General features: G+C 33.2%; 12 protein-coding genes and 1 tRNA gene. 11 read left to right on the top strand and 2 right to left on the bottom strand.

Annotation, left to right across the window (positions count from 1 at the left end; all coding sequences use genetic code 11):
- The first annotated feature begins 26 nt into the window (after positions 1–26).
- The 6 genes from BLT84_RS02945 to BLT84_RS02920 all read left to right on the top strand — a co-directional run bounded on the left by BLT84_RS02945 (position 27) and on the right by BLT84_RS02920 (position 4,808).
- Positions 27–626 carry a hypothetical protein gene (locus tag BLT84_RS02945; protein WP_091262755.1) on the top strand — a complete coding sequence of 200 codons (600 nt, stop codon included), beginning with the start codon at positions 27–29 and terminating at the stop codon, positions 624–626.
- 221 nt (positions 627–847) lie between these two features.
- A complete protein-coding gene (locus BLT84_RS02940) occupies positions 848–1,237 on the top strand; it encodes an IS630 transposase-related protein (RefSeq protein ID WP_034886817.1) in 390 nt (129 codons plus the stop codon).
- Entirely contained in the window at positions 1,234–2,100 is an 867-nt protein-coding gene (locus BLT84_RS02935; protein ID WP_091262752.1) for an IS3 family transposase, read from the top strand. Before BLT84_RS02940 ends, BLT84_RS02935 begins: the two co-directional genes overlap by 4 nt.
- Before the next feature lie 210 nt (positions 2,101–2,310).
- On the top strand, positions 2,311–3,027 hold the full coding sequence (locus BLT84_RS02930) for a hypothetical protein (RefSeq protein WP_091262750.1): 717 nt from the start codon (positions 2,311–2,313) through the stop codon (positions 3,025–3,027).
- Positions 3,028–3,194: 167 nt separating this feature from the next.
- Positions 3,195–3,974, top strand: coding sequence for a hypothetical protein (locus BLT84_RS02925; RefSeq protein WP_157717889.1), 780 nt, complete (start codon positions 3,195–3,197; stop codon positions 3,972–3,974).
- A 165-nt stretch (positions 3,975–4,139) separates the two neighbouring features.
- Positions 4,140–4,808, top strand: coding sequence for a carboxypeptidase-like regulatory domain-containing protein (locus BLT84_RS02920; protein ID WP_091262746.1), 669 nt, complete (start codon positions 4,140–4,142; stop codon positions 4,806–4,808).
- 1,212 nt (positions 4,809–6,020) lie between these two features.
- Here BLT84_RS02920 and BLT84_RS02915 read toward each other — a convergent pair.
- Positions 6,021–7,244, bottom strand: a complete 1,224-nt coding sequence (locus BLT84_RS02915; protein WP_091262744.1) for a site-specific integrase — start codon at positions 7,242–7,244, stop codon at positions 6,021–6,023.
- Positions 7,245–7,481: 237 nt separating this feature from the next.
- Positions 7,482–7,563, bottom strand: a tRNA-Leu gene (locus BLT84_RS02910).
- A 269-nt stretch (positions 7,564–7,832) separates the two neighbouring features.
- On the opposite strand from BLT84_RS02910, the gene BLT84_RS02905 reads away from it, so the two are divergent.
- The 5 genes from BLT84_RS02905 (at position 7,833) to BLT84_RS02885 (ending at position 12,492) form a co-directional block, all read left to right on the top strand.
- A complete protein-coding gene (locus tag BLT84_RS02905; protein ID WP_091262742.1) occupies positions 7,833–8,774 on the top strand; it encodes a ribose-phosphate pyrophosphokinase in 942 nt (313 codons plus the stop codon).
- A 109-nt stretch (positions 8,775–8,883) separates the two neighbouring features.
- Positions 8,884–9,519 (top strand): 50S ribosomal protein L25/general stress protein Ctc, encoded by a 636-nt coding sequence (locus tag BLT84_RS02900; protein WP_034893374.1) that lies wholly within the window; start codon positions 8,884–8,886, stop codon positions 9,517–9,519.
- Positions 9,520–9,607: 88 nt separating this feature from the next.
- The gene (gene pth / locus BLT84_RS02895) at positions 9,608–10,237 is read left to right on the top strand and encodes an aminoacyl-tRNA hydrolase (protein WP_091267968.1); all 630 of its coding nucleotides are present in this window, start codon (positions 9,608–9,610) and stop codon (positions 10,235–10,237) included.
- 7 nt (positions 10,238–10,244) lie between these two features.
- Positions 10,245–11,183, top strand: coding sequence for a bifunctional riboflavin kinase/FAD synthetase (locus BLT84_RS02890; protein WP_091262740.1), 939 nt, complete (start codon positions 10,245–10,247; stop codon positions 11,181–11,183).
- A complete protein-coding gene (locus BLT84_RS02885; RefSeq protein WP_091262738.1) occupies positions 11,173–12,492 on the top strand; it encodes an HTTM domain-containing protein in 1,320 nt (439 codons plus the stop codon). The genes BLT84_RS02890 and BLT84_RS02885 overlap by 11 nt, the downstream gene beginning before the upstream one ends.
- The last annotated feature ends 37 nt before the right edge of the window (positions 12,493–12,529 follow it).

Below are 12,529 nucleotides of genomic sequence, written 5' to 3'. Positions count from 1 at the left end.
CCATATACCAAACGTTGCCAAACATTTTGAAGAAAATTCTGCTCATATCGATAATCCTAATGAATTTAGCTTGTAATGAGAAAACAAGTGAAATTCGATATTATCCAAATTTTGAAATTTCAAATAATGACAAGGTTCAAAAGATGATCTTGGATACTACTCAAATGAATTTCAAGAAAATCACAAATTGGATTGGTAATAATCAGTATAATGGAATATTATCAATACTTGAATTTGAAGATAATAAAATAACTAAAAGAATAATTCCTTCTGTACGCGGAAATGGACTGATTAAACAACGAAATATGCTGAGTATAACAACAGATTCTATTTTAATTGACAACGGATATCCTATTTCGGAGCTTAAGAGAATATTGAAAAGGCACTATTTAAACAATAATAATATTCCATATTACTCGGAATCTGCATATAAAGCAGCAATAGAAATTACAATTGACACAAGTCAATCTGGGGCAGAACTAAAAAAAATATTGACAAAATTAACACGGGACTTTGATCAAGTGAAAAATGAGGTCAAGGATTCAATAAAGTTGCGTTTTTTATTTAGTTATTTGAGACAAATGCCACCACCACCTCCTCCGCCAAAAAGCGAGAACAATTATTGAGAAGTCGGCAAACAAAACGTTAGGCAACATCGGTTATCGCAAATACGCTGGCATTTAGTTAAAAGTATTATTTTAGTCATCAAACAAGAAATAGTTTAACCGACTTTATCACGTATATAAACCCGCTTCTTGCGTTAACCGAGACCGTTACCTGCAAGCGAATTAAATGTACTTTCCTGAAATAGGTTGACTAAAAATTAAACCTTTTAGCACTATACCTAATGAAAGAACAAAATGAACACTGTCGAAAAACTTCCTACAAAAAAGTAGGGTATGATCTTAAGCTAGTTATTATTGATCAGATCCAAAATGCACAAATCTCTATCAATCATGCTTCCGATAAATATCAGGTTTCCAGAGCTTCCATCTATTACTGGTTGAAAAAATACAGTACTTTAGAACAAAAGAAACAAGGGATGAGCAAGAAAGATGAAATTAAGAAACTCAAAGAAAAAATAGAGGAACTGGAGTTTGTAAAAGACTTCCAACAAGACATTATTGCTGACATGGAGCTCATTACAGGAGTTGATATGTCAAAAAAGTCATTGCCCAAAACATTAGCAGACGAGATCGAAAAAAAGAAGCAAAACCGTTTAAAAGAAAATGGTTGATCCAATGTTTTGGGGTTTCTAAACAAGCTTTCTATAAGCGGTTAAAATCTCATCAGAAAAGGCAAACACAGCAACAGCTAATCATTCGACTCATCAAAGAGTATCGGAGTCAGTATGGACTGCGTACCGGTGGAATTAAACTATATCAGGAATTAAAGGCTGATATGAACCGACTTGGCATTAAAATAGGAAGAGATAAATTCTATCGTGTAATGCGAATGAATAACCTGCTCGTTCCTAAATTAAAGCGGTTCCATATTACAACCGATTCAAAACATCGATTCTTTAAATACAAGAACCTGGTAAAAGATAAAGTGCCCACCAGACCGGAACAACTTTGGGTAAGTGATATTACCTATATCAAAACACAGAACGGACACAGTTACCTGGCATTAGTCACAGACACCTATTCTAAGCAAATTATGGGTTATAAATTAGCAAGTCATATGAAGACATCACTTTGCATTGATGCGCTTAGAATGGCCATTAAAAACAGGAAATACAAAAATCAGAAACTCATCCATCATTCCGATCGTGGAATTCAGTATTGCAATCCCCAATACACCAGCTTTGCTGAGGAACACGGAATACTGATGAGCATGACTGAGAAGTACGATCCGTATGAGAACGCCGTGGCTGAGAGAGTCAACAGAACCCTTAAATATGAATACGATTTAAAACGAACTGTAAAAAATACTAACTTAGCGAAGAAGATGGTCAAAAGGGCTGTTGAGATTTACAACAACAAAAGACCACATTTTAGTCTCAAATTGAACACCCCTAACTTTGTTCATTTGAATAGAAATGTAGACTATCATTCCTACAAAAGGAACAAACAAAATTTAGAACTATTGACCATTTAAACTGTCGAAAATTGAACCAAAAATGGTCAACCTATATCAGTATAATACAAAAATAGTGACTATAGACAAACTTTAGGGTGATAGTGTAATGGAAACACAGTCAACAAGGTAGATTTATCTACTGAATTGGAAGTCTAGTTGGGTTCGATTCCCGACTGCCAGAGCAAATTAAGGTTTTCTCTGGCAGTCGAAGTCACTTAAAATATAAATATGTATTCAAAACATTGTGATAACTTAAGAGAAATTGAAGGAGCTATTAAATTAGTTGAAAGCGATTTACGTAGATATATTTCTACAGAGCAAGAAAGCAAGGTTTATAAATACACGAAAATATTATCTTATTTAGTTACTTGTTGGTCAGAAGTAAGAATTTTGAAACTTACTTATGAAGACAATGCTTTTACTCAAAGCGAAATCGGAATAATAATTAATTCTGGAACTTTAGCATTTAAGTGGAAAAATGCCTTAAAAATAGCAGTTTGTAAAGCATATAACATAAACCCAACAGTGGATTTTGTTTCTCAATTACCATTTACCCCAAAAAATAGATATTTAGAAATCCATCATCTAATAGAAAGCGATTTACTTCCTTCAATTGAACTTCGGAATAGAATTGCACACGGACAATGGAAATATGCATTTACAACTGATTTAAAGAATGCGAATACTCAATTGACTGGACAGTTAAGACAAGAAAACATTGTAAAACTTCAACTTAAGAGAAAACTACTAACAGGACTTTCTTTTTTGATTCACGATTTAATAATTTCAGAAGCAACCTTTGACAGAGATTTCGACAAGAATTATAAATTAATTGAGGAAAACAAAAGAAACTTACATAAAAGAGATTATACATCGTATAAAACAAAAATGGTTGAAAAATATCAGCGAGGAAAATTGAAAAAAAAGGAAAACTTACAAGCTTAATAAAAATACTACTGGCAACACCGTATAAAATTAATGGCTAGTTCTCGCCTACTTACGAAAATCCTCGCGGATTTTCTACCTGGTGTTTATTTGCTAAATTAGGTGCTTAAACACGCCACTAATCTTATACAATCACGTTGTAAAACATTTTGCCAATTCAACAAACAATGAAAATACTATACAGTTTTATTTTAATTATGACGATTTTATCGTGTAAAAATTCTGACAATGAAAATAATTTATCACAAGGTGAAATTGATATAACTACAAATGAAAATAAACTTGATTCCGCTTCAAAAGAAATTAAGATTCAGAATAATCAGATAGAATCTGACTCTGAATTAAATGATAATATAATTTATTGCGAAAACAAGGATTTTATAATAAAAGTCGACAATTTAACTAATGATGATTTAAGATATAGTTCCTGGAATAAACCAAAGACTATAAATGATGAACCTGACCTTGTCTTGTATGATGGAATAGTTGAGCAACAAGGCACTGGTGGTGGATATCATTATTCATTCAAAAACGATAATTGGAAATATATTGTCGAGAATAATTATATGGGAGAAACGGAAGAGTCAATGGGGATTTTTATAAAAGTTTTAAAAAATGATGAAAGAAGACTTTATTCTAAGATGACTGATTTGACCATTAAAAAAAATTATGATTTAAAAAAATATACTATAAAAAATTTAGTTGGTAACTGGTGGACACGACATTATGCCATTAGAAAAATAAGTTTTTATGACAACGGAACTTTTATATTTGACTATGGAGATGGAGAAATACTAAAGGGAGATTTTAAATTTAATGATAAATTGGTTAGTTTGAAATTCAAGAATGGTCTTGATAAAATTTTAGAAATCGGAGGAGGAAAAGGTAATACCAGTTTAACGTTAATTGGTGACGGAGAAAATTTTGTTAAAGAATGGGTGGAATAAAAACGTTTTACAACATCGGTTAAGCGCAAATAGCGGGCATTCTAGTGAAAAGTGCTATTTTAGAGACCAAGTAAAAAACAACTAAGCCGACAAGAACGCGTCCCTACTCCACGCTACTTGCCTTAACCAAGACCGTTGTGGTTAATATTTCAGAAAAATATAACAATGAATAATTTTTTCAAACTGACTTTAATCTTCCTTTTAATTCTTCCGTATCAGATTTCAGCACAGAAAACAATAGAAGGTTTATATTCACTTCCAAGTCCGACTGGAGATTTTTCTACTTCGATTAATTTTTCAAAAACTGGAATTTTTGAATATGAACACTCAGGACATTTAGGAACTGAGGAATACGGAATTGGAACCTACAGCCTAGATAGAAAAAGAATAATTTTAAATTACAATCTGACAAAACCATTAAAGAAGAGTTATTTTGAATCCAAATTTTGGATTAATGATAATGAAAAAGTGGAATTAAAGGTAGATGTATTTGATTTAGAAGGTAATCCTATTCCATACGCTAACATTTACATTCTTGCAGATAATAATGGAGTTACTTCAAATAAATCTGGTAATGGTAAATTAGTATTGAATAAAGAAAACCGTAACGCAGAATTAACTATTTCATTTGTAGGTTATGATGAAGTAAAAATTCCATTCAATCAAAAATACAATTACGAAAATATAGTTCATTTAAGAAAATGGAAACGAGGATCTGCTCCAACACCAATTCTCAACCAAATTGACACTTTACAAATTCTTCAAAGAAGAAAAAATGAGATTATAACTTTAAATAAAAACAATCAGGAACAAGTTTGGACAAGACTTGAGTAAAATACTAACCACAACATCGGTTAAGCGCAAATAGCGGGCATTCCAGTGAAAAGTGATATTTTAGATCCCAAGTAAAAACCAACTAAGCCGACAAGAACGCGTCCCTTCTATGTTGTATTCCAAGTTTTAGACAATTATTTTTCTATATTTAACAAGTTAGCCTGAAGGGGAATTGAGCTCTGCTGGAGAGCAACTCAACAGCAATAAGGCTTTCGACAGTGAATGAAGATCCTTTTTCAACAAGGGATCTTTTTAAATTTATTCAATGTCCTCCATGGCTAAGTAAACTCAAGGTTTTTAGCTATTATTTTATCTGTAATAGTAATATTATAAAACAGCCTTCTATTAACAGTCTCAATTGAGATGCATCGTCTTGTTTAGTTTATATAATTAAGTGCGCCGTAGTCTACTAAATGACAGTCGGTATCGCTGCAGGGACGCGGGAACGGTCACACTTTGAAATAGTTGTTTTATAAATTACTTTTTTGATTTTACTTATATCCCAATTCATATTTAGTTTGGTTATTCAGGACGAATCTCATCCTGCTTACTATTTTTTTGGTAATGCGTATAATTGCTTTGTTGGGTTTCATTCTATGACCCAGTCTCGAATAAGCGGCTCCAAGGGCAGGACCATTTCCAATAGCATTCCAAGAGGCTTCTATTAGAATGTCCCTGAGTATACGGTGTCCCCTTGGAGTGATTTCTCCGATCGGTTCGTTTTCTCCAGATTATAAAGCAAATCAAGCAATAAGTAATTTTTAAAATATTCTAATTATAATATAGAAGGTTCAGGTATAAAAAAATGTTATTATTTAATTTTGAGTGGTACCATTGTATATGATCAATCTGACTGGATGGGTTTCTTACTTTTTGGCTAAAATTGAAAAGATTAAAGCCCGAGAAATATTTATAATTTCTAGAAATGCAAGAAAAAGAGTCGTCACGGAAACCTAAGCAAACATGGTAATTCTTTTGGCTTTTAAATTTCGAAAATATATCGAAGAAAAGGTGAACTGTGATTTGCTTATGCTTGAAATATGAAATGATAATTACCTTTCCGAAGGCTTTGTAAAGCGCATTTATTTAATTATTTGTGATAGATCTCATAGCTCAAATTTCCTAATCTTAATAATAGTTATGAATTTTCATAAGGGAAACCATGGTTTTTAATTAATAATTTAAATAGAATCATTCATTTTTACTCGTAAATTAGTTGTTATTTTCCTTTAACGACATCCGTGCTCTGAGTTTATTCATATCTTCACTCAATTTCTCATCCAAGATTTTAGCATAATGTTGCGTTATTTTGAGGGATCGATGTCCAAGCATTTTACTTACTGATTCTATCGGCACACCATTAGATAGGGTAATAGTGGTAGCAAATGTATGTCTGGCCATATGAAATGTCAAATTCTTTTTTATTTCACAGCAATCGGCGATCTCTTTTAAATAACTGTTTATTTTTTGGTTTGAATAAACAGGTAGGAGTTTTCCTGTTGAGTCATCTAGGTACTTATATTTTTCTATAATTTTTTCAGCAACTGGAAGTAGAGGTATACTGCTTAGCGTCTTTGTCTTAGTCCTTTTTATTTTAATCCATTGGCTACCGTCTATTCCCATAATTATATTATTCGGGGTAAGTTTAAATACATCACTATAAGCAAGTCCTGTATAACATGAAAAAAGAAAAACATCTCTCACGTGTTCAATACGTGCAATAGTGAACTGCTTTTCCATAATAGTTATTATTTCTTCTTTGGATAAAAATTCGCGTTCTTTTACCTGAAGTTTAAGTTTAAAGTTATAAAATGGATCTTTTTCTATCCATCCATTTGCATAGGCTACACGTACAATTTTTTTAAGGTAAGAGAGATACTTTAATGAAGAATTATGCGAAAGATCTAATTCTGTTTTTAGATAATAAATAAAACTATTTATGAATTTAACATCAATATTTTTAACTGGATAATCCTTGCTTTTAAAAGTAAATAAAATGAAAGAAGAAATATGTTTTTTGGTAGTTGCGTATCTTTGAAGTGTTCTAAAAGAATAATCCTTACCAACTAATTTTTTCATTCTGGAATTATGTTCTTCAAACATTTCTATGATATCTTTTTTAAATTCATCATTCCCTAGATAAATATTCTTAATGATTTCAGATGTCATATTATCTCCAGAATCTAATAGCCTTTGAAAAATATCATAACTTTTATTTTTCATTATATCCAGATTTCTATTGATCAATTTCGCTTCAGGAGAATTTCCTTTAACTTGATTACCATCCGTGGACCATCGCAGGGGCTGGATCTTTCTCATAGTGCTTATTTCGGCTCGCTTTCCACTATAAGTTATTCTCATATAAATAGGGACTAACCCTTTTTTATCCACTTTATTTCTTTTAATGAAAAACAATATTGATAGTAAATCTTGCATAATGTCTAATTTTTATGATCTTAAAAGTAATAAAATAATTTAAACAAAAACTTTGTAACACTTTGTATATCAATAGTTTTAAGCTCATTCGGTGACCTCTTTTTAAATCTGAAATAGGTCACCTAATTGGACACTTTTCAGATGCGATTAATTGATCTCAAATGGATATATTAAAAATGAAAAACCCCATAAACAGTGAAGTTTATGGGGTTTTAGTTTAATTTGATATGTTAAAAGTACTCGAGGCGGGAATCGAACCCGCACTTCCGAAAAAACTGGATTTTGAATCCAGCGCGTCTACCAATTCCGCCACTCGAGCCTAAGCAGGCGGCAAAATTATAAAAATTATTTGTTTGTCTAACATTAAACTTCAAATTTTATTGAGACTTTCTGAAATTAAGTAGTGCCTGTTTAATTATAAAATCAAATGCTTAATCAGCACTCATTTAAAACATTGATAATCAGTATTATATAAATTTTTAATTTCTGCTAATATTCCTGATGTGTGGTATGCAATGCCAGTAAATTAATTTCTAAATTTGTTTCGCAACAACATAAATAGTATAAATCCACAAAACACAACACAATATGCCTGATTTAATACCTGAAGCTAAGATTTTTACTTGTACCCAAAGTAGGGCACTTTCAGAAAAGATTGCAGCTGCTTATGGTACTCCTCTTGGAAATGTAATTACTGTAACCTACAGTGATGGTGAATTTCAGCCTTCATTTGAAGAGTCTGTAAGAGGATCTAGAGTTTTTATTATTGGTTCTACCAATCCAAATTCAGACCATCTTATGGAAATGCTTTTAATGCTAGATGCAGCAAAAAGAGCATCTGCAAGGCATATCACAGCAGTTATTCCTTATTATGGTTGGGCGCGTCAGGACAGAAAAGATAAGCCTAGAGTTCCAATTGCTGCTAAAATGATTGCAAGTATCTTAGAAACAGCTGGAGCTACACGTATTATCACAATGGATCTTCATGCAGACCAGATTCAAGGATTTTTTGAAAAACCTGTAGATCATCTTTTTGCTTCTACAGTATTTCTTCCGTACCTAAGAAGTCTGAATTTAGACAATTTAACTATTGCCTCGCCAGATATGGGTGGATCTAAAAGAGCGTATGCGTACTCTAAAACTTTAGAGAGCGACGTGGTTATTTGTTATAAACAACGAGCTAAAGCCAACGTGATCTCTCACATGGAACTTATTGGAGATGTTACCGGTAAGAATGTGGTGCTGGTAGATGATATGGTAGATACCGCAGGAACATTAACCAAAGCTGCAGATGTAATGATGGAAAAAGGAGCTTTAAGTGTTCGTGCTATTTGTACGCATCCTGTTCTATCTGGAGAAGCTTATGAGCGTATAGAAAATTCTCAATTATTAGAATTGATAGTTACAGATTCTATTCCATTAAAAAGACATAGTGATAAGATTAGGGTGGTGAGCTGTGCAAATCTTTTTGCAGATGTAATGCAACGCGTGCATCAAAATAAATCTATCAGTTCAAAATTTATTATGTAACTAATTGAGTTGATAAAATTTGGCGAGCCATATCGCCGTAAATATTTTTACATCAGGGTTTTAAAAGTTGCGAAAAATGTCGCACCTTTGCAGCCTAAAATTTTTAAAAATGAAATCACTTACGATCAACGGATCTAAAAGAGAAAGCGTGGGGAAAAAGGCAACTAAAGCCCTACGTAATGCTGGACAGGTGCCTTGCGTTATATACGGAGGGGGAGAACCATTACACTTTGCAGCGAATGAGATTGACTTCAAAGACTTGGTTTACACTCCTGATGTGCATACTGTGGTTCTGGATTTAGGGTCAGATAAAATTGATGCTGTTTTACAAGACATCCAATTTCACCCTGTAACAGATGCCATTCTACACATGGATTTTTACCAAATCTATGATGACAAAGAAATTACTATGGAAATTCCTATTCACACTGAAGGTGTGGCTCGTGGAGTTAAAAATGGTGGGGTGTTACGTTATAACTTACGTCGCCTTAAAGTTAAAGGTCTTCCAGGTACACTTCCAGATTATATTAAAGCAGATGTTTCTAAACTTAAAATTGGAAACAAACTTTATGTAACTGCAGTAGCTAGTGAAGATTATGTTATTCAACATCCAGATAACACTGTTATCTGTCAAGTTAAGACTTCTCGTAATATTACTGAGGATCTTGAAGATGATGAGGATGAAGTAGCAGCAGATGAAGTTCCAGCAACTGAAACTGATGATGTAGCTGCGGTAAAAGAATAAACATTTTTATACCAAAAATTAAAAGCATTCCTTTCCGATTTTGTCGGGATTTGGGATGCTTTTTTTATTTTTACCAAAATTTAATACTATGCTGGCTTTCTTCGGAAGATTATTAGGTAACACAAAAGAAATCCAGGAAGAAGTAGATCCTATGAAAAAATTTTTGATTGTTGGACTGGGAAATATCGGTTCGAAATATCACAATACAAGACATAATATTGGTTTTAAAATTTTAGATTATATCGCCGAGAAGGAAGAGGTGACTTTTACTACAGATAAACTTGGAGATATGGCTACTTTTAGATTTAAGGGTAGAACCTTTGTCATGATAAAGCCAAGTACCTATATGAATCTTAGTGGGAAAGCGGTTAATTATTGGCTTGCTAAAGAAAAAGTACCTTTAGAGAATTTAATGGTAATTACAGACGATCTTAACCTTAATTTTGGAGCTATTCGCGTTAAGACTAAAGGTAGTGATGGTGGTCATAATGGGTTAAAAGATATACAGGCAACTTTAAATACCAGTAATTACAATAGATTTAGATTTGGAATTAGCGACGAGTTCTCAAAAGGGAATCAGGTAGATTATGTACTGGGAGATTGGACGAATGAAGAGGAAGATAAAATGCCCGAAAGGTTGGAGACTTCCCATAAATTAATTAAGTCTTTTGGCACCGCAGGCATCAACAATACAATGAATACTTTTAACGGAAAATAACCCTCACTTGAAAGAACATAAAGGAGCAAATGCTTTTAAAAGCGATAGACCTACAGTAATTACTATAGGAACTTTTGACGGGGTGCACGCCGGCCATCAAAAAATAATTAGGCGTCTTATAGACACCGCGAAAGTTAATAATATGGAAAGTGCTATTCTTACATTCTTTCCACACCCCAGGATGGTGCTTCAAAAAGAGGGTGAGTTAAAACTTATTAATACTATAAACGAGCGTAAAGCACTTCTAGAAAAAGCAGGGGTAGATCATCTTATCATTCACCCTTTCACTATGCAATTCTCCAGATTAAGCGCCTTAGAATTTGTGAGAGATATTTTGGTAAATAAGCTCAATGCTAAAAAAGTGATCATAGGGTATGACCATAGATTTGGAAGAAATAGAACAGCAGATATTGCAGATCTTCGCGAATTCGGAAAACAATTTGATTTTGAAGTAGAGGAGATCGGGCAGGAAGATATTGAAGATGTGGCTGTAAGTTCTACCAAAATCAGAAAAGCACTATTAGAAGGTAGAGTGGAGAAAGCCAATAATTATTTATTGCATCCATTTGCTATCACAGGGAAAATAGTTAGAGGAAAAGGTTTAGGTAAAGAATTTGGTTATCCTACCGCCAATCTTAAAGTAGAAGAAGAATACAAACTAATTCCTAAAAATGGAGTGTATGTGGTGCGTTGTCTTATAGATGGGTATTCTTACTATGGGATGATGAATATAGGTACCAATCCAACTGTTGGGGGAACTCATCAAACTATTGAAACATTTTTCTTTAATTTAGATAAAGATCTCTATGGAAAAGTGCTTACCATAGAAATGCTATCCTGGATTCGAGATGAGAAAAAATTCGAGTCGGTTTCTGCTTTAAAACTCGCAATGAGACAAGACGAAGCTTTCTCTAAAGTTTATATTAAAGATAACTATGCTGAATAGGTGGCTCTTTACCCAAATTGATAATAGTGCCCTGGTGGTATTTCGTATTATTTTTGGATTATTGCTTGCGCTTCAGGCATTTTCAGATGTAGCCTTGGGATGGGTTCGGAGAAGTTTAATAGCGCCTCAAGAAACATTTAATTTTATTGGATTTGAATTTCTGCAGCCACTTCCAGGTGATGGAATGATCTATTACTACTTAATAATGGGGCTTTTTGGTCTTCTTGTTATGGTGGGCTATAAATATAGATTTAGCATAATTGCCTTTACAATTATGTGGTCTGGAGTTTATCTTATGCAAAAGACTTCATATAATAATCATTACTATTTGCTGATGCTCTTAGGGATTATTATGACTTTTTTACCTGCAAATAGATATGCTTCTATAGATGCGTGGAAAAACCCAAAGTTAAGAGCTATCTCAATGCCTCGTTGGGTTTGGTTGGTAATTGTTCTGCAATTATGGATTGTATATACGTATGCCTCTGTGGCAAAGTTATACCTAGGTTGGTTTGATGGCTCTTTCTTTAATATCCTTCTTAGGTCCAAACAACATTATTGGATGGTTGGAGAATTTCTGCAGGAGAAATGGGTCCATACAACAATGGCTTGGTTTGGGTTTTTATTTGATCTTACTACCATTCCATTGTTCTTAAATAGGAAAACTAGAATTCCTGCATTTATTGCTGCAATCTTTTTTCATCTCTTTAATAGCTTTATTTTTCATATTGGTATATTTCCATACTTATCATTAGCCTTTGCGCTTTTCTTTTTCTCTTCAGAAAAGATCAATAAGAACATTTTACGTGGAAAGAAGAAATTTTATACGGGTAATGAAATCAAAGTTCCTGCATATAGGAATCTAATTGTAGTAGTTCTTGGAATTTGGTTCATACTTCAAATAGGTTTACCATTAAGACACTGGTTTTTTAAAGATGATGTGCTCTGGACGGAGGAAGGACACAGATTGAGCTGGAGAATGATGCTACGAGCAAAGTCTGGCCGTAGTACTTTTAAGGTGGTAGAAAGAGGAACACGAGATACTATAATCGTTCAAAAGACAGATTATTTAACTCCCAAACAAAACAGAGCTATAAACTCTAAGCCAGATCTTATTTGGCAGTTTGCGCAACGCTTAAAGCGAGAATATGCTAAAAAGGGCAAAGATGTACAGGTGTTTGCAGATGCAAGGGTTAGTGTGAATGGGCAAGGCTACCATCCATTTACAGACCCTAAAGTAGATCTTGCCAACGAGCCATGGTATCATTTCAAACACAATGATTGGATTTTACCTTCGCAATTTGAATGATACTTTTATTGGCTTTTGTTACATTTGCTGCTTATTA

The sequence above is a fragment of the Gillisia sp. Hel1_33_143 genome (assembly GCF_900104765.1).
In the GTDB taxonomy this organism is placed as follows: Bacteria; Bacteroidota; Bacteroidia; order Flavobacteriales; family Flavobacteriaceae; genus Gillisia.
This window is presented reverse-complemented; position numbering and strand designations above follow the sequence as displayed.

What these genes read in the sequence shown, in the direction of transcription:
- BLT84_RS02940 (WP_034886817.1), top strand. Translation starts at nt 848, where the DNA reads ATGAAAGAACAAAATGAACACTGTCGAAAAACTTCCTACAAAAAAGTA.
- BLT84_RS02930 (WP_091262750.1), top strand. Translation starts at nt 2,311, where the DNA reads ATGTATTCAAAACATTGTGATAACTTAAGAGAAATTGAAGGAGCTATT.
- BLT84_RS02925 (WP_157717889.1), top strand. Translation starts at nt 3,195, where the DNA reads ATGAAAATACTATACAGTTTTATTTTAATTATGACGATTTTATCGTGT.
- BLT84_RS02920 (WP_091262746.1), top strand. Translation starts at nt 4,140, where the DNA reads ATGAATAATTTTTTCAAACTGACTTTAATCTTCCTTTTAATTCTTCCG.
- BLT84_RS02915 (WP_091262744.1), bottom strand. Translation starts at nt 7,244, where the DNA reads ATGCAAGATTTACTATCAATATTGTTTTTCATTAAAAGAAATAAAGTG.
- BLT84_RS02905 (WP_091262742.1), top strand. Translation starts at nt 7,833, where the DNA reads ATGCCTGATTTAATACCTGAAGCTAAGATTTTTACTTGTACCCAAAGT.
- BLT84_RS02900 (WP_034893374.1), top strand. Translation starts at nt 8,884, where the DNA reads ATGAAATCACTTACGATCAACGGATCTAAAAGAGAAAGCGTGGGGAAA.
- pth (WP_091267968.1), top strand. Translation starts at nt 9,608, where the DNA reads ATGCTGGCTTTCTTCGGAAGATTATTAGGTAACACAAAAGAAATCCAG.
- BLT84_RS02885 (WP_091262738.1), top strand. Translation starts at nt 11,173, where the DNA reads ATGCTGAATAGGTGGCTCTTTACCCAAATTGATAATAGTGCCCTGGTG.